The organism is Microbacterium cremeum (genome assembly GCF_015277855.1).
Classification (GTDB): domain Bacteria; phylum Actinomycetota; class Actinomycetes; order Actinomycetales; family Microbacteriaceae; genus Microbacterium; species Microbacterium cremeum.
The window spans coordinates 1,195,796-1,212,156 of the sequence record NZ_CP063812.1; the positions used below are offsets into that span (position 1 = coordinate 1,195,796).

At 70.8% G+C, this 16,361-nt stretch carries 14 protein-coding genes; 10 read left to right on the forward strand and 4 right to left on the reverse strand.

The window, feature by feature from the left end:
• The first annotated feature begins 119 nt into the window (after nucleotides 1–119).
• From IM778_RS05205 to IM778_RS05235, 7 genes are all read left to right on the forward strand, one after another.
• Nucleotides 120–965 (forward strand): universal stress protein, encoded by an 846-nt coding sequence (locus IM778_RS05205; protein ID WP_194410999.1) that lies wholly within the window; start codon nucleotides 120–122, stop codon nucleotides 963–965.
• Nucleotides 966–968: 3 nt separating this feature from the next.
• Entirely contained in the window at nucleotides 969–1,979 is a 1,011-nt protein-coding gene (locus IM778_RS05210) for a zinc-binding alcohol dehydrogenase family protein (protein WP_194411000.1), read from the forward strand.
• Between the two features lie 115 nt (nucleotides 1,980–2,094).
• Nucleotides 2,095–3,819: a sensor histidine kinase gene (locus IM778_RS05215; protein WP_194411001.1), complete on the forward strand. Its 1,725-nt coding sequence runs from the start codon at nucleotides 2,095–2,097 to the stop codon at nucleotides 3,817–3,819.
• On the forward strand, nucleotides 3,816–4,451 hold the full coding sequence (locus IM778_RS05220; protein WP_194411002.1) for a response regulator: 636 nt from the start codon (nucleotides 3,816–3,818) through the stop codon (nucleotides 4,449–4,451). Before IM778_RS05215 ends, IM778_RS05220 begins: the two co-directional genes overlap by 4 nt.
• 145 nt (nucleotides 4,452–4,596) lie before the next feature.
• Nucleotides 4,597–5,154 (forward strand): flavodoxin family protein, encoded by a 558-nt coding sequence (locus IM778_RS05225; RefSeq protein ID WP_194411003.1) that lies wholly within the window; start codon nucleotides 4,597–4,599, stop codon nucleotides 5,152–5,154.
• A 115-nt stretch (nucleotides 5,155–5,269) separates the two neighbouring features.
• Complete coding sequence (adhP, locus tag IM778_RS05230) at nucleotides 5,270–6,328, forward strand: alcohol dehydrogenase AdhP (RefSeq protein ID WP_194411004.1); 1,059 nt, start codon at nucleotides 5,270–5,272, stop codon at nucleotides 6,326–6,328.
• A 105-nt stretch (nucleotides 6,329–6,433) separates the two neighbouring features.
• The gene (locus IM778_RS05235) at nucleotides 6,434–6,868 is read left to right on the forward strand and encodes a pyridoxamine 5'-phosphate oxidase family protein (RefSeq protein WP_194411005.1); all 435 of its coding nucleotides are present in this window, start codon (nucleotides 6,434–6,436) and stop codon (nucleotides 6,866–6,868) included.
• Here IM778_RS05235 and IM778_RS05240 read toward each other — a convergent pair.
• Nucleotides 6,807–7,868 carry an epimerase gene (locus IM778_RS05240; RefSeq protein WP_194411006.1) on the reverse strand — a complete coding sequence of 354 codons (1,062 nt, stop codon included), beginning with the start codon at nucleotides 7,866–7,868 and terminating at the stop codon, nucleotides 6,807–6,809. The two genes, IM778_RS05235 and IM778_RS05240, sit on opposite strands and share 62 nt — an antisense overlap.
• A 111-nt stretch (nucleotides 7,869–7,979) precedes the next feature.
• Between IM778_RS05240 and IM778_RS05245 the strand changes: the two genes are divergently transcribed.
• Nucleotides 7,980–8,705, forward strand: a complete 726-nt coding sequence (locus IM778_RS05245; RefSeq protein ID WP_194411007.1) for an SGNH/GDSL hydrolase family protein — start codon at nucleotides 7,980–7,982, stop codon at nucleotides 8,703–8,705.
• A gap of 58 nt (nucleotides 8,706–8,763) precedes the next feature.
• On the forward strand, nucleotides 8,764–10,335 hold the full coding sequence (locus tag IM778_RS05250) for a bifunctional AfsR/SARP family transcriptional regulator/alpha/beta hydrolase (RefSeq protein ID WP_194411008.1): 1,572 nt from the start codon (nucleotides 8,764–8,766) through the stop codon (nucleotides 10,333–10,335).
• Nucleotides 10,336–10,381: 46 nt separating this feature from the next.
• Here IM778_RS05250 and IM778_RS05255 read toward each other — a convergent pair whose 3' ends face one another.
• Nucleotides 10,382–10,597: a hypothetical protein gene (locus IM778_RS05255; protein WP_194411009.1), complete on the reverse strand. Its 216-nt coding sequence runs from the start codon at nucleotides 10,595–10,597 to the stop codon at nucleotides 10,382–10,384.
• 149 nt (nucleotides 10,598–10,746) lie between these two features.
• Here IM778_RS05255 and IM778_RS05260 point away from each other — a divergent pair, with 149 nt between their 5' ends.
• Entirely contained in the window at nucleotides 10,747–12,033 is a 1,287-nt protein-coding gene (locus tag IM778_RS05260) for an NAD(P)-binding domain-containing protein (RefSeq protein WP_194411010.1), read from the forward strand.
• On the opposite strand, the gene IM778_RS05265 is transcribed toward IM778_RS05260, so the two are convergent.
• Complete coding sequence (locus IM778_RS05265; protein WP_194411011.1) at nucleotides 11,982–15,170, reverse strand: ATP-binding protein; 3,189 nt, start codon at nucleotides 15,168–15,170, stop codon at nucleotides 11,982–11,984. The two genes, IM778_RS05260 and IM778_RS05265, sit on opposite strands and share 52 nt — an antisense overlap.
• Nucleotides 15,118–16,338, reverse strand: coding sequence for an NAD(P)/FAD-dependent oxidoreductase (locus IM778_RS05270; protein ID WP_228484760.1), 1,221 nt, complete (start codon nucleotides 16,336–16,338; stop codon nucleotides 15,118–15,120). The genes IM778_RS05265 and IM778_RS05270 overlap by 53 nt, the downstream gene beginning before the upstream one ends.
• Between the last annotated feature and the right edge of the window lie 23 nt (nucleotides 16,339–16,361).

Sequence of the window (16,361 nt, forward strand, 5' to 3'; positions counted from 1 at the left end):
GAGGGCCGCGGACGTCGAAACCGCGGCCGGAGGGACCTTAGGCCCGTCGGCTGGGCTGCACCCCGGCTTGGCTTGTCTCAGCGCGGCGCGCCGCCGCACGAGCGAACAGGGAGGGGCTGATGGAGCGAATCTACCTCGGCTTCGACGGAAGCCCGGGATCCATCTCCGCGCTGTCGTGGGTGGCGGCGCGCGCAGAGCGGGCGGATGCGAAAGTGGGCCTGGTCAGCGTCGTCTCGCGGCTTCCGCAGGAACGCCGAGCCGGGTTGGCCCACTTGGCGCACGCTGAGGAGTACCTGCGCGACCGCGCACCCGGGGTCGGTGTCGAGTTGCACCGGCTGGAAGGAAGCGTGGCGGGCTCGTTCAGCGACTTCGCGGGCGATGCCGATCTGCTCGTCGTCGGAACGAACGCCGGGCGTCCGGTCCGCGTCGACGTGGCCGGCGCTGCGCCGGTGCGCGCCGGGTCGCACGCGCACGTGCCGGTGGTGATGGTTCCCGCAGGATGGGTCGACGTGGGCGAGCCGGTCACCGTCGGAATCGCCGACGACGAGTCCTCAGGAGCGGCGCTCGCCTTCGCCGCCGCGGAGGCATATACGACCGACACCTCGATTCGACTGGTGCACGCGTGGCTCATGCCCACGCCGTCGTTCTCTGGAACAACGGCGCTCGTCCACTCCCCGGAGAGTGCGATGGCCGAGCATCGCGCGAAGCTCGACGCCGCGGTGAGCTGGGTGATCGAGCGGTTTCCCATCGTGGACCTCCACAGCGAGCTCGTGCGCGACAGCCGGTCGGCGGCGCTGCTGCGATTCGCGCCACGAAGTTCCATGCTCGTCGTGGGAACGCACCACCGTGGCGTGCCTGCGGCGAGCCTGCTCGGCACCGTCGTCCAAGAGGTGCTGTGGCGCGCCGAAAGTCCGGTGGCGGTGGTGCCCGGCGGCGCCGTGTCGTCGCGCTCGTGGGGGGCCTGAGCCATGGTGGTCGACGCGGATATGCGGGCCTGGACGACGCACGGCAGTGGAGACGCGCGCCTGACGATCGTCCCTGTTCCCGAGATCGCGGCGCACAGCCTCCTCGTGCGGGTGGAGGCGTGCGGGGTGTGCCGCACCGACTTGCACGTGATCGACGGCGATATCGCACGGCATCGTGACCCTGTGATCCCCGGGCATCAGGTCGTGGGCGAGGTGATCGCGACGGGATCCGCGACATCGCGTTTCGCGGTCGGTGACCGTGTCGGCGTGGCCTGGCTCGCCGAGACCTGCGGAAGCTGTCGCTGGTGCATATCGGGGAAGGAGAATCTCTGTCCGAACGCACGTTTCACGGGGTGGGACGTCGATGGCGGGCACGCAGACCAGGTGATCGTGGACGAGCGTTTCGCGTACGCGTTCCCCGCCGGTGTCGACCCCGTGGATACCGCCCCGCTCCTGTGCGCCGGCATCATCGGCTTCCGTGCGCTCTCGCGGGCACGGCTGCCGGCCGGAGGGGCGCTGGGCGTGTACGGCTTCGGATCGAGCGGACATCTCACCGCGCAGATGGCGGCCGCGCAGGGTGCCACGGTGCATGTGATGACCCGCGGCGAGCACAACCGCGCTCTGGCTCGCGCGCTGAACCTCGGGTTCGTCGGAGAGGAGGCCGAGGAGCCTCCGTCGGACTTGGACGCGGCCATCGTGTTCGCCCCGGCGGGCCCACTGGTGCTCGCTGCCCTTCGGGCTACGGCCCCCGGCGGGACGGTCGTGCTCGCAGGGATCCACATGAGCGACATTCCGGCAATGTCGTACGAAGACCACCTCTTCGGGGAACGCGACCTCCGCACCGTCACGGCGAACACACGCGAGGATGGGGAGGGCTTCTTGCGGCTGGCAGGAAACCTCGGCCTGAAGGCCTCCGTTTCGCGCTACCGGTTCGCGGACACCGGCCGCGCTCTCGACGATCTGCGTGCCGGACGTGCTGCGGGATCACTGGTGATCGATCGCTCGCTCCGCTGAGACCTCGCCGCGCCCGGGGATCTCACGCGCTCGACAGGGACGCGAGGCGCCTCGCCGATGGCGACCTCCTGCGCGCCGCCGTAGTCTGGCAGGGATCCAGTGAGGGAGGCACGTGATGGACGAGCAGCGGCTGTCGTTTCCTGACGGTCCACGGCTCGACCTCGACGATGCCCTGTCGACGCTGCTCGCACAGGCAGAGCGTGTCCGGACCACGCAGGAGCGGTTGCGGGCGCTGCTGGCGGCGACGCAGGCGGTGGTGGAGGAGAGCGACCTGTCCACCGTCCTCCGCCGGATCGTGGAGGCGGCCACCGCCCTCGTCGACGCAGAGTACGGCGCGCTGGGGGTCATCGCCCCCGAACGCGACTCGCTCGAAGAGTTCATCTACGTGGGGCTGACGGAGTCCGAGGCGGCGAGGATCGGGCATCTTCCTACCGGGCACGGGCTGTTGGGTGCATTGATCGTCGATCCGCACCCCATCCGGCTGCCCCACATGGCCGACGATGACCGCGCAGCCGGGTTCCCGCCCCATCATCCCCACATGGAGTCGTTTCTGGGGGTTCCGGTCCGCGTCCGCGACGAAGTCTTCGGCAACCTGTACCTGACCAACCGGCGCAACGGGCAGTTCACCGTGGAAGACGAGCAACTCATCGAGGCGCTGGCGACCACCGCCGGATTCGCCGTCGAGAACGCCCGCCTCCTGGATCAGGCGCGCACCCGGGCACGGTGGATGACGACCGCGGCGGAGCTGTCGGCGGCGGTCCTCTCTTCACCGACCGAGACGGCGCTCGACCTCATCGCCGGCCGGATCTTCGACCTCCCGGATGTCGATCAGGTCGCCGTGCTGCTGACGGACGAGGAGGGGACGACCGTCCGCGTCGCGGCTGCCCGCGGGCGCGATGAGGCGCTGCTGCGGGGGAGGACCTTCGAAGCGCACACGGTATGCGCCGGGAAGGTCCTGGACAGCGGCAGGCCCCTCGCGTTCGCGCGCAGCGCCGCCGATGGAGATCCCCTCCGCCTGGGGGACGAGGACTGGGTTGGACCGGCGCTGGTCGCCCCCCTCCGCACGCGCGCGCGGCTCTGGGGAGCGGTGTGCCTCGCACGAAGCGCCGATGCTCGGCGATTCACGCCGACAGAGACGGAGAGCGCCGCGGACCTCGCCTCGCGAGCAAGCATCGCACTGGAGCTCGCGCATGCCCGCGAGGAGGGGCAGCGCTCGATGCTCGCCGACGATCGTCAGCGGATCGCCCGCGACCTGCACGACCACGTCATCCAACAGCTGTTCGGCACCGGGCTCACGCTGCAAGCCGTTGCCACCGGCATCCCACCCGGCCCGGCGACCGATCGTGTCCATGGCGCGATCGCCCAGCTCGACGATGCGATCTCGCAGATCAGGACGGTTGTCTTCGCGCTGTCCAGCCGCGACGAAGGCTCTGTTCGCCATCGCATCATCGATGCCGTGGCGGAGCTGTCGGCCGGACTGCAGCGACCGCCCTCGATGAGGTTCACGGGTCCCGTCGATCACGCCATCGCGGGCACCCTCGCTGCCGATGTCGTCGGGGTGGCGCGGGAGTTGCTGAGCAACGCGGTGCGTCACGCACGGGCGGACCGCATATCGCTCGAGGTCGGAGTGATCGACGGTGCCGTCGCCGTCGCCGTGGAAGACGATGGAATCGGGATGCGCGACGACGGCCGCCGCAGCGGACTGGACAATCTCGCCCACCGCGCGGAGGCCGGCGGCGGTGAGTTCTCGGTGTCCTCCGGCGACACAGGCACCGTCGCGAGATGGTCTGTGCCGTTGGACGGCGAACGACCCGGCGAGCAGGGAGCGGTGATTCCGTGATCAAGGTGTTCCTGGTCGACGACCATGAGATCGTGCGCCGTGGATTGGCCGACCTCATCGGGTCCCACGCCGACCTCGAAGTCGTGGGTGAGGCGGCATCCATTCACCAGGCGACCGGCCGCATCGAGGCCACCCAGCCCGACGTCGCCGTGCTGGACGTTCGGCTTCCCGACGGCAGCGGCATCGATCTGTGCCGAGACATCCGCTCCCGTATGCCGCAGGTCGCGTGCCTGATCCTCACCGGCTACGACGACGATGCCGCCGTGCGCGCGGCGGTCATGGCCGGCGCAGCCGGATACGCGCTCAAGGACATCGGTGGCTCACGCCTGGTCGATGCGATTCGCGCTGTGGCGGCGGGCCGCTCGCTGATGGACCCCCGGCTCGTGCACCAGGCGACGACGCTGATCCGCCGGCGCGCCGAGGACGACGATCCCCGGCTGGGTTCGCTGGGCCTACGAGAACGTCAGATCCTCAAGCTCATCGCCGACGGCCTGACGAATCGGCAGATCGGGGAGCGGCTCGGGATCGCCGAGAAGACGGTCAAGAACTACGTGTCGTCCCTGCTGGCCAAGCTCGGGCTGGAACGACGCACGCAAGCGGCGATCTTCCAGTTGGAGCATCCGTCCGACTGACGCGGCATCCGCCGGATTCGCATGGGACTTTCGCCCCGGACCTCGGTGCCGGCGTGCGCTGCACTGGGTACAGCACCGCCGCGACGAAGCACCGCCGTGCCGGAGCTTCGTGCTCGCCACCATTCGAACCCAGGAGTGTGAACCCATGAACGCAGACGCACAGGACGCGCCGCGAGTCGTCATCGTCTACGAGTCCATGTTCGGAAGCACCCGGCTCATCGCCGAGGCGATCGCTGAGGGGATGCGGCCGACCGTGCCTGTCACCGTGGTGCCGATCGCCGCCGTCGGAGACTTCCCCGGCGAGACCGATCTGCTCGTGGTGGGAGGGCCCACGCACGCCCACGGCATGAGTCGACCGGAATCCCGCTCGGACGCCGTCCGGTGGGCCGCGAACGAGCAGCTCGACCTCCAGCTGGACGATGCCTGGCACGACACCGGCATCCGCGAGTGGCTGAAGAGCAGCCCGCCCCACGTCGATCACTTCGCCGCGTTCGACACCCGCGTCGACATGCCGCGGCTCTTCACGGGCTCGGCAGCGGCGGCCATCGACAGAAAGCTCGGCAAGCTCGGAGCCCACCGCCTGAGCGATCCGCGCAGCTTCCTCGTCGACCGCAGCAGCACGCTCGAGCCGGGCGAGATCGACCGAGCACGAGCCTGGGGCGCCGAGCTGGCCGAGCGGTTGGTCCCGGACCCGCATGCCTGACACGCCCGCGCGACCGTGCCTCGGCTCGGGTCGGAAGGCGACGGGACCTTCGACCCGCTCGGAGCCCGACCACCGCTGAAGACTCGTCTCATAAGGATCTCGTTGAGGAGGAATCATGCGAGCAGCAGTCGTCACAGGTTTCGGATCGCCGGCCGAGGTCGAGGAGCGGTCCGTTCCGCAGCCTGGTCCGGGTCAGGTCCTGGTCCGTCTCGAGGCATGCGGGCTGTGCCACACCGACATCCACGCCATGCGCGGTGACTGGCCGGTGAAAGCGCATCTGCCGCTCGTCCCCGGCCACGAGGGCGTCGGCATCATCGAGCAGCTCGGCGACGGCGTGACCTCTCGCACCGTCGGACAGCGCGTCGCGATGCCCTGGCTCGGATACGCGTGCGGCGAGTGCCGCTACTGCGTCGACGGGCGCGAGAACCTCTGCGAGCAGCAGTTCAACAACGGGTACGGCGTCGACGGCGGATACGCCGAGTACATGCTCGCCGAGGCACGTTTCGCGGTTCCCGTCCCGGACGGCGTGACTCCCATGGATGCCGCGCCCCTGACGTGCGCCGGAGTCACCACCTACGCGGCGATCAAGAACGCGAGAATCACACCGGGCGAGACCGTTGCGGTGTTCGGTGTCGGCGGACTCGGCCACCTCGCGGTCCAGTACGCCCGACTGGTGGGCGCCAAGGTCATCGCCGTCGACGTGACCGACGAGAAGCTCGCGCTCGCGACGGCATTGGGCGCGGACCACGTCGTGAACGCTCGCACCGACGACCCCGTCGAAGCGATCCGCCGGCTCGGCGGCGCCGACGCGGCGGTGGTTCTCGCCGTCGTTCCTGCGGTCTTCCGGCAGGCCTTCGACGCGCTCAACCGAGGGGGCCGGCTCGTGCTGGTCTCTCTCCCGGCCGACGGCGAGCTGACCGTCCCGATCTTCGACACCGTCCTCAAGGGCATCAGCATCATCGGCTCGATCGTGGGCACGCGCCAGGATCTCGCCGAGGTGTTCGCCCTCCACGCCGCCGGACGGACGCACGTGATCACCGAAGCGCGGGAGCTGCAGGACGTCAACGCGTCGGTGGACGAGGTGCTCGCCGGCACGGTTCCCGCCCGACTGGTCTTCGCCTATCACACCGCCGATCTCGTTCCGGTCGGTGACGCTGCCGAAGCAATCGTGTAGTCCTGATATCACCGCCCGCGGGAGTGCTCTCGCGGGCGGTGGGCGACGCCGGTCGCGCAGCACGTGACCGACGCCAACCGGCAACCGACACGAAGGAGTGAAGCCATGGAGAACAGCGACCCCGTCGTCGTCCTCGACGACGAGCAGTGCTGGGAGCGGCTGCGGGAGCAGGAACTCGGACGGATCGTCACACGGGTGGGCGAGGTGATGGACATCTTCCCCGTGAACTACGTGACGGACGGCCAGACCCTTCTGTTCCGGACCGCGCAGGGCAGCAAGCTGGCGGAGCTCACCATCAACAGCGGGGTCCTCTTCGAGGCGGACGCGCACACCGAGGCGGATGCATGGAGCGTGGTCGTCCACGGCCGGGCGCACGCGCTGGATACCGCCGCCGAGGTGCAGTACGCGGATGGGCTCGGGCTTCGCCCGTGGATCCCGACACTCAAGTACGTCTACGTGCGGATCGTGCCGGAATCGGTCACCGGCCGGTTCTTCGAGCGAGCGCCCGAGCCCGACCGGTACGGGATCGCGGAATACTGACGCCCCGCCCGGGCAGGCCGCGGCGATCCCACACATCCGTCAACGCCGCTTCGAGGTCGCCGTGCGTGAACGTGAACCCCGCGTCGGTCAGGACGCCGGGGGAGACCCAGCGGCTCTTGAGCGCGAGTTCGGGCTCGGTGCGCAGCGCCCACATGCCGATCTCGAGCATCCACCGCCTCGTGGGGATGCCCACGGGCATGCCGACGACGCGTCGCAGAGTGCGCATGAGCGTCCGGTTGTCGGAGACCGCCGGCGCGACGACGTTGATCGGGCCGGCCAGGCGCTCGTCGTCGCGGATGAAGCGGATCGCCGCCACCACGTCGTCGATGTGCACCCAGCTGAACCGCTGGCGACCGTGCGTGCGATACCAGGGTGCGTGATCGGGCCCGGTCGGCCGGTCCCCGATCCCGCGGTAGCGTCGGTGCGGCGCAGGCCGGCCGTCGAACTGCGTCCCGCCCAGACCCCAGCGCGCGCTGGCGAGCAGCATCCTCGTCGCCGGGCCGTCGCCGATGACGACGGCCGTCCGCAGCGCCACGCGCCGCGTTCCCGGCAGTGACCCGGCGAAGCACTCCCGCTCCCACGCGCGGGCCACGTCCACCGAGAACCCCGCGCCGATCTCACCGCTCGACTCGGTGTTCGCGTGGTCCATCGAATGGCGGTAGATCGTCGCGGTCGACGAGTTCAGCCATACGCGCGGCGGCTTTCCGGCCGCGGCGATCGCCTCCCGGAGCGCACGCGTCGTGCGCACACGCGAGCCGAGGACCTCGTCGCGGTTGTGGTCGGTGTAGCGACAGTTCACCGACTTCCCGGCGAAGTTGACCACGACGTCGGCACCGTCCACGGCGCGCTCGAGAGCTGCGGCGTCGTCCCACCGCGTCGGCGCCGTGCGTCCGACCAGTCGGAGCTCGTAGCCGTCCGCGGCGAACGCCTCGGCGACCGCCCTTCCGATGAACCCGCTCGCGCCCGCGATCACGGCCACCGGCCGTGCACTCTCGTTCATGCCTCGACAGTACTACGGTTCTGAACGTGTTCAGAAGACCGGCGGAAGGTCGAGGGAAGGAACGCGCGCGAACATCTCTGCACCCGTAACCTCGTCGAAAGGACACCTGAAATGCACTCCGTGCTTCGCGTGCAGACCGCCGCCTCGCCGCACGACCTCGACGATGCGCAGCGCGAGCTGCGCGACCCCCTCTGCATCCCGGATGATCGGGCCGCGGTCATGCTGCGAGGCGCGCCGTGGCGGCGCGTCGTCGTGCTGGGGGACTCGATCGCCGAAGGGCTGGGCGACCGCGTCCCCGGCTATCGTGATCGCTCCTGGGCCGAGCGCCTCGTCGCAGCGCTGGAATCGGCCGTCGGTCCCATCGCCTCGCTCAATCTCGGAAGGCGAGGACGCCGAGCCGGAGAGATCCTCGCATACCAGGTGCCTCCCGCAGTGGCATTCGCGCCCGACCTCGTGGTCGTCACGGCGGGTGCCAACGACATCCTCCAGCGTTCGTTCTCGCTGTCGGCTGTGACAGACGAGATCGACCGCATCCTCGACCGGGTGACGTCGGGCGGTGCGCTCGCCGTCACGTTCGGGCTCTTCGACCTGTCGAAGGTGGCCGATGTGCCCGATCACGTCGGTACCAGGCTGGGTCGGCGGATCGCCGAGGTGAACGGTGCGACGCAGCGCCTCGCGGCCAGGTACGACGCGGTCCACGTCGACTTCGAGAGGCACCCGGCGCTGGATCGGTCTCTCTTCAGCTCGGACCTGATCCACCCCAATCGGCGAGGCCACGCGTACATCGCCTCCGACGTCATGCGAGCGCTGTCGCAGCGGGCGGCGCAGCGGCGATGACGGATGCCGCGGCCCGGCGCTCGGCACTACGTTAGGCGTGACCGGAGGGAGGCCGGCGATGCCGAACGTGACGGTTTCGATGCTCGGCGGATTCGAGCTCGTGGTCGGCAGCGCGCGCGTCACCGCCGACACCCTCGGCCGGCGCGATCCGCTGCGGCTGGCGAAGTACCTGTCACTCGCGCCGCAGCGGCGCGCGCACCGCGAGCAGGTCATCGACGCTCTCTGGCCGGAGGCCGATTTCGACTCGGTGTCGAATCGGCTCCACAAGGCTGCGCACTTCCTGCGCAAGAGCACCGGCCGCGACGACGCCGCCGTGCTCGCGGGCGACACCGTCGCCCTCTTCCCGGGCGAGGAGGTCCTGATCGACGTCGCCGAGTTCGAGCGCCTCGCGCGAGACGGACTGGACCGCGGCGACGACGCCGCGCTGCTGTCTGCTCGCGCGTGCTACGCGGGCGACCTCCTGCCCTACGACCTGTACGACGAATGGACCTTCCACCATCGACAGCGTCTTCGGCTCAGGTTCCGGGAGGTGCTGCGCGGCCTACGTGACTACGAAGCGCTCGTCGCGCTGGATCCCACCGATGAGGACGGGCATGTCGGCGTGATGAAGGGGATGCTCCGGGACGGCGACCGCGCCGGTGTCATCCACCAGTACGAGCTGCTGTGCAGGATCCTCGAGGAGGAGCTCGGTGTGGGCCCGAGCCGCGAGGCGGAGGCGCTGCGCGATCTGGCCGCAGGACCTGCGCCCCCCGAGAGCGCGCCGCGGCGCCCACGAGCGGCGCCCCTGGCCACGCAGCAGGTGCGATTCTGCACGACGGTGGATGACGTGCGGCTCGCTTACGCGACCAGCGGCAACGGCCCACCGCTGGTCAAGGCCAGCAACTGGCTCACACATCTCGACCACGACTGGGACAGCGCCGTGTGGCGCCACTGGTGGCACGCCCTGTCGCAGAACCACACCCTCATCCGCTACGACGAGCGAGGCTGCGGGCTGTCGGACTGGGATGTCGACGCCGACTCGTTCTCGCTGGAGGCCTGGGTCCGGGACCTCGAGACGGTCGTCGATGCGCTCGGGCTGGAGCGCTTCCCGCTCCTGGGCATATCGCAGGGCGGTCCGATCGCGCTGACCTATGCGGCGCGGCATCCCGAGCGGGTGAGTCATGTCGTCATCTTCGGCACCTGCGCGCGGTCGACGTGGCAGCGCGCGGACGATCGGCGGCGGCGGGAGCTGGCGGCGCTCGGCGAGTTGATCAAGGTCTCGTGGGGCAGCGATCAGCCCGGGTTCCGACAGGTGTACGACGCGAAATTCCTTCCCGACGGGCCGCTCGAGATCTGGCAGGCGTTCGACCAGCTGCAGCGCCGTTCGACCTCGCCACGCAACGCGTATCGGCTGTGGCGTGCCTTCGGCGGGCTCGACTGCAGCGAAGCGGCGCGCCAGGTCGAGGCGCCGACGCTCATCCTGCACTCGCGAGACGACCTCGTCTGGGGATTCGAGGAGGCCGAGGAACTCCACGCGATGGTGCCCGGCAGCACGCTCGTCCCGCTGGAGAGCCGCAACCACATCCTGCGGGCAGATGAGCCGGCTTTCGGGGACATGCTCGATACCGTCGAGCGTTTCCTCGCGAGCTGAAGCGCGCGGGAGGCGACGAGGCCGATCCTCGTCGCCCCGTTGCGCGTCATGCCTCTGATCGCACGGCCGGCGCGCCGGGCAGACGTCGCACGGCCATCCGCTGACGCAGTCGCGCGGTGAGGCGAGCGACGACGCTCTTGGGCGCGGGGGGCTGCTCTTCATCCTCGTTCCACCGAGGATCCCAGTGCTGCCGCAGCCGGGTGTGCTGGGCTCGGATGATCTGATCGATCACCATCGCCTCGATCGTGAGCGGGTGGTGCATGATTCCTCCTTCGAGCGCGAACGGTCGTCCGCTGTCGCGGAGAGTCTTCTGGGCCCTCCTTCCCGCTCCCTTCCGTGCGCGGCCTCTCGAGCGGGGCGCCCGCGGGCTGAGGGAAGCCCGCGGGAAGACCATCGCCCGACGCTGGTGCCATGTCTTCCTCCACAGTGGACACCGTGATCATCGGCGCCGGGCAGTCCGGACTCGCCGTGAGCGCGCTCCTGTCCGCGCAGGGGCGTGAACACCTCGTCGTCGATCGGGGCGGCGCGGGCATCCGGTGGCGCGCGGAGCGGTGGGATTCGCTGCGGCTGCTCACCCCGAACTGGCTCACGCGGCTTCCGGGCTGGAGTTACGACGGCCCGGATCCGGACGGCTACATGACGGCTCGCGAGGTCGCTGAACGCCTCGAGCGGTATGCGGCGTCGTTCGTGGCGCCGATCGTGACGGGAGAGGTCGAAGCCGCACTGCCGAGCCCTCGCGGAGGGTACGACGTGCACATCGACGGCGCCACGCTCCGCGCGCGATCACTGGTGGTCGCGACCGGGGCGCATGCGAGGCAGCGGATGCCGGGGGCGTTGCGTACCGGGACGCTCGACGTGCTTTCGAGCCGTGAGTATCGGAGTCCGCGGTCGCTGCCGCCCGGTGGAATCCTCATCGTCGGCGCGTCGGCGACGGGAGTGCAGCTGGCCGATGAACTGCTGCGTGACGGGCGACGGGTGATCGTCGCCGTCGGAGCGCACACCCGCGTCCCGCGGACCTACCAGGGCATGGACGTCTTCTGGTGGCTCGAGCGGCTGGGTCTGCTGTCTCGGACGATCCACGAGCGCGGGGCCGACCGAGCGCGCCATGAACCTTCGTTGCAGCTGGTCGGCGCCGCGAGCATGGCGGTCGATCTGCCGGCGCTGCAGCGGCGCGGCGCCCGGCTGGTGGGCAGGATGCTCCGGCTCGATGGCGACGTCGCGTACTTCGACGGCGGACTTCCGGCGCGCACCGCGGAGGCCCACAGCACGATGACCCGCCTCTTGGATGCCGTCGATTCGCACGTCGCCGGCGACGCGCTGGTCCGTGATCTGATCGGGCTGCGCGGGCAGCGTGATCAGCGCGGGTGGATCCGGCCCGCGCGGTTCATCGCGGAGCCTGGTCCGGAGCGCCTGCAGCTCTCACACCACGGGGTCACCTCGGTCCTGCTCGCCACCGGGTTGCGACCCGACTACGACTGGCTGCGCGTGCCCGTCGTGGACGCCGACGGCTACATCGTGCAGTCGAGGGGTGCCACGCCGGCGCCCGGACTCCACGTCGTCGGCCAGCCGTTCCAGCATCGGAGGGACTCCACGTACATCGACGGCGCCCGCTGGAACGCGCGCGACGTCGTTGCGAGCCTGACCGGTCAGGAGGCGACGGCGATCCCTCCCCGGCACCGCGCCGCGTCCCGCTCGTGACCGGCGAGCGCGAAGAGGTCGGCGGCGGCGGCGAACTCGCGCTCCGCCGTCGCGCGGGCGCCTTCCGCGAGTGCGATGTGAGCGCGTGCCTCGGCGAGAGCCCCGTGCCACGCGACGCGGTCGAACCGCGCCGCCGACTGTTCCGCCACCGCGAGGTGGCGCCGGGCCTCGTCGGGGTCGCCGGCGTCCGCGCAGGCGATGGCGGCCGGCACCGCGAGCATGACGTCGCACACCATGCACCTGTCCGTCTCGGCGATCGTGGCCATCGCACGGTCGACGACGGCGCGGGCGTCCGCGGGAGTGGGGGCGGCGGTGACCATCGTCCCGTACACGCGCTGCACGAGGTGCAGGCTCAGGACCGACCAGCGGGCCAACGGCAGGGCGGCGTGCAGCAGCCGGTGCGCAGCATCGCGGTCGCCGCGCGCCAGGTGCACCTCGGCGAGACGCTGCATGCACGATGCCTCACCCGCCGTCGCTCCGATCTCCCGGTGGAGTTGTACGGCGCTGTTGAGGTCGTGCTCCGCCCTGTCGAGGTCGCCCTTGAGCAACGCGGCCTCGCCGATGAGCGCGGTGGCGAACGCGACGCCCCGCAGCGCGCCCGTCCGCTGCGCGATGTCGCGAAGCCTCTCGACGTCGGCGATGAGCTCGTCGTACGGCACCTGCCCGTAGAGGACGAACTCTGCGACGCACAGATGGGCGTCGAAGACGCTCGTCGCCAGCGACTGGCGGCCCGCCGTGCGGCGCAGCTCCAGCTGGAAGCGGTCGAACCACTCTCCGCGATGGTGTGCAATGAGTCCCTGCAATGACACCAGGTCAAGGACCTGCCAGCCGGCGTCGCCGAGATCGACGCGCTCTCGCGCCAGCACGGTGACCTCCCATGCCCCGTCGAGGTCGCCGGCGAAGTAAGCGACCACCGCTTGCGCGAGGAGAATGGCGGCGTCGGCGGCATCCCCTTCCGGTTCGAGGCCCGCCAGTGCGGCGCGCGCGGTGTCGAGCTCGCCGGAATAGGCGAGCACGCGGCTGAGGCGTGCCCGCAGCAGCCGGCGGTCCGTTCCCGTCGCGACGGCCGCCGCGTCGCGGTACGCATCCACCGCGTCGGGCGAGCCCATCGCCATGAGCAGATCCGCGCGGCGGGCCAGCAGCCGCGCCTGATCGGCAGGGCCGGCGTAGGCGACGACGTGATCTACGAGGTTCAGCGCGTCTTGGTAGGCGCCGAGAGCGCCCGCCGTTTCGACGGCGCGCAGCACGAACGGGACGGCATGGGAGGGCTGGGAGGCCTCGATGAACAGTTGTGCGACCCGCGCGGGGGCGGCACCTGAGCGCCCGAGCCGGGTCGCCACTTCGTGGCGTTCGGCAGCCTGTTCGTGCGGTGGGATCCCTTCCACGATCGCATCGCGGATCATGGGGTGACGGAACCGGTATCCGACCTCCGCCGGTTCGACGATCATCGCGGCGACTGCCTGCCCGAGTTGGGTGTGAGCGACATCGGGATCGGCATCCGACATCGCCAGGAACTCGTCGGTGCTGAAGGCGTTGGCGAGCATCGCCACTCGTCGCACCGTCCGGAGGACGCCGGCCGGAAGAGACGGAATCAGCCCACCCGACCCGCCTGAACTCTCACGCCGGGCCAGTTCCAGGGCGGTGAACGGGATGCCTCCGCTCGCGGCCGCGATGGACCTGACGGAGGTCTCGCCGAGCGCCGGGAACAGCTCGGCGAGCAGGTGCTCGACAGCCCCGGCGGGAAGCGGCGGCACATCGATCAGAGCCCCCTCGTCGCTGCCGACCATGCTCTCGACGATCTCTGCCGCTCGGCCTCGGAGGGGGCGACCCGCGAGCACCACGAGCGCGGCGCACTCCCGCGCGCAGCGGCCGAGGTAGTGCAGCAGCCGCAGGGATGCATCGTCGGCCTCGTGGATGTCGTCGACCATGAGGATCAGCCCGGTGCCTTCGGCGCCGATGCGGACCAGCTCGCTCGTCGCGACGAACAGGCGAGGGTGCGCCGCCTCGCCGGTCCACGGAAGGTCGCCCGCCACGAGTGCGCGCTCGATCTCGGCACGCTGGGTGTCGCCCAGCCCGTCGAGGAGAGCCGGATGCGCGCGGCACAGGCCTGCCAGCGCCCCCATCACCGGGCCATACGGCCACTGTCCTTCGACCGAGGACGCCGCCCAGCGCGCGACGCGGAAGCCTTCGCGCGAGGCGATGCCCGCCGTCAGCTCGAGGAGGGCGGTCTTTCCCACCCCGGCGGGTCCGCGCAGGACGATCGCGCCGCCCCGTCCGTCCGCCGCGCGGCGAAGGCGATCGCGGATCCGATCACCGATGCTCCTGCGGGCAACGAGCCGCAGCCGGGGCGCAGTGGCCTGCGGTGCGGAGTGGGACCGCGACTCGAGCTGCGCCTTCAACGCGCGTGCGTCGGGGCCGAGCCCGGCGCCCAGCTCGTGGTGGAGGGCGCGCTCGAGCCGCTCGAGCTGCCGCAGGGCGGCGCGTGCGTCGCCGCCATCGACGTACCGGCGGGCGAGAGCGAGATGCGACTCCTCATCGGTCGGCGACCGCGCCACCAGGTCCTCCCAGCGATGGGTGAGGCGCAGCAGCTCCAGGTGCGTGGCGGCGAGCTCGTCTCGCGCCTCGGTCGCCCACTCGTCGTACACGTCGTCGGGCAGGAGGTCGCCGCGGTAGAGCTCGAGCGCGACCGCCGCGAGCGCGGCATCCCGGCCTGCCGACGCGCGCGCCGCCAGGGTGCGGAACCGGTCCACGTCGACCTCGATGGCAGAGTCGGCGAGCAGGGCCACGACGTCATCACGAAGCGAGACCGTGCCGCCGCCCCGCTCCAGCGCCTTCCTCGCGAAGTGCGCCGCCTTGTGCAGTCGCGGTGCGGCCACTTCCACCGCGAGAGCGGGCCAGAGCGCGGTGATGACCCGTTCCCGGTGCAGTCGATGCCCGTCCGCGAGGGCGAGCAGCTTGACCAGCGCCGCCGCGTGCCGACGCGCCCACGAGACCGGCGGCACCGTTGCGCCGTCGATGTCGACGTCGAAGCCCCCCAGCAGGCGGATGTGAATCGTCACGGTCGGGATCCCTCGGGGCCAAACTCTACCCTCGCCCGAGCGTGACTCCCAGGGGTGCGACAGCCGCGGGCCCGGCATCGGGAAGACTCGTCAGGTAGTCCATCTCGTCGCTCATCGCCGAGCTGTGGCCGCGGATCACCTGACGGATCTCATCGTCGTCCCAGTCGTACGCCGCAATGCGATCCGCGAGCTCGAACATCCGCAGCGACAGCCGGTCCCGCAGCGTCTGGTAGAGCTCCAGGGCGACCTGCTCGGCGCACTCGCCCGACCGCGCACGCAGGATCTGGGTCGCGAGGATCTCGGCATCGCGCATGGCGTCGGTCATTCCGTGCGAGCTGATCGGGTCGCGGAAGAGGCCCGCGTCGCCCACGAGGGCCCATCCGCGGCCGGATGCGCGGCGCACGAACCCGCGCAGACCGCTCCATCCGCGCATCGCGTCGCGGGCCGGGAGCGCCTGCAGCCGTTCCGCGAGCGGCGGCGCCGCGTCGCTGAGGAGGGCGCGGAACGCCGCCTCCTGTCCCGAGGTGCGGAGGGCTCGCATGCGCGCGGGAGTGGTGGAGACGAAGAGGCACGCCTGATCGTCGCCGGTCGGGATGAGCCCCGCGGCAGCCCCTCGGCCATAGCACCACTCGTACCCCGCCGTACCTGCGGCGCCTCCACGGGTCTCGTTCGGCACGTAGCCGTAGAGCACGCTGCTGGCGGCCGTCCCCTCGCGAAGGACGCGGGCTCCGGTCTCGCGCGCGACGCGCGAGCCGACGCCGTCTGCGCCGATGGTCAGGGCGGCACGGACACGGATGTCCCCGCCCTCGCGGCGGGTCGTCCGCACGCCGCACACGCGGCCGCCATCGTCGCGGAGCAGCCCCGTCACGGGCGTGCGGAACGCGACCTCCGCGCCGGCATCGGCAGCCGCGCTCGCGAGCAGCAGGTCGAGCACGTGGCGCCGCGGCGCGTACAGCGCGGGTACCCCGGGCGTCGGTCTGATGGTGACGGTGACGGCATCGTCGCCCGGGTAGTGGAAGACGGTGTGCGTGATCGCCGGCGTCTCTGCGGCGATGACGCCCGGCAGCACGCCCCATCGCGACAGCTGCAGCACACCGGCGCGCATGAGCGCGTGGGTCGAGACGGTGTCGCTTCCCTCTCGTCCGCGCTCGAGCATGATGACGCGCAGGCCTGCTCGAGCCAGCAGCATGGCCGTGGCCGCGCCGGCGATCCTGCCGCCGACGACGGCGACGTCATAGTCCCTCATCCGCGTCCTCCTCATGTCGCGGG

What these genes read in the sequence shown, in the direction of transcription:
- IM778_RS05235 (WP_194411005.1), top strand. Translation starts at nt 6,434, where the DNA reads ATGGAGAACAGCGACCCCGTCGTCGTCCTCGACGACGAGCAGTGCTGG.
- IM778_RS05210 (WP_194411000.1), top strand. Translation starts at nt 969, where the DNA reads ATGGTGGTCGACGCGGATATGCGGGCCTGGACGACGCACGGCAGTGGA.
- IM778_RS05250 (WP_194411008.1), top strand. Translation starts at nt 8,764, where the DNA reads ATGCCGAACGTGACGGTTTCGATGCTCGGCGGATTCGAGCTCGTGGTC.
- IM778_RS05215 (WP_194411001.1), top strand. Translation starts at nt 2,095, where the DNA reads ATGGACGAGCAGCGGCTGTCGTTTCCTGACGGTCCACGGCTCGACCTC.
- IM778_RS05265 (WP_194411011.1), bottom strand. Translation starts at nt 15,170, where the DNA reads ATGCCGGGCCCGCGGCTGTCGCACCCCTGGGAGTCACGCTCGGGCGAG.
- IM778_RS05260 (WP_194411010.1), top strand. Translation starts at nt 10,747, where the DNA reads ATGTCTTCCTCCACAGTGGACACCGTGATCATCGGCGCCGGGCAGTCC.
- adhP (WP_194411004.1), top strand. Translation starts at nt 5,270, where the DNA reads ATGCGAGCAGCAGTCGTCACAGGTTTCGGATCGCCGGCCGAGGTCGAG.
- IM778_RS05255 (WP_194411009.1), bottom strand. Translation starts at nt 10,597, where the DNA reads ATGCACCACCCGCTCACGATCGAGGCGATGGTGATCGATCAGATCATC.
- IM778_RS05225 (WP_194411003.1), top strand. Translation starts at nt 4,597, where the DNA reads ATGAACGCAGACGCACAGGACGCGCCGCGAGTCGTCATCGTCTACGAG.
- IM778_RS05205 (WP_194410999.1), top strand. Translation starts at nt 120, where the DNA reads ATGGAGCGAATCTACCTCGGCTTCGACGGAAGCCCGGGATCCATCTCC.
- IM778_RS05270 (WP_228484760.1), bottom strand. Translation starts at nt 16,338, where the DNA reads ATGAGGGACTATGACGTCGCCGTCGTCGGCGGCAGGATCGCCGGCGCG.
- IM778_RS05240 (WP_194411006.1), bottom strand. Translation starts at nt 7,868, where the DNA reads ATGAACGAGAGTGCACGGCCGGTGGCCGTGATCGCGGGCGCGAGCGGG.
- IM778_RS05245 (WP_194411007.1), top strand. Translation starts at nt 7,980, where the DNA reads ATGCACTCCGTGCTTCGCGTGCAGACCGCCGCCTCGCCGCACGACCTC.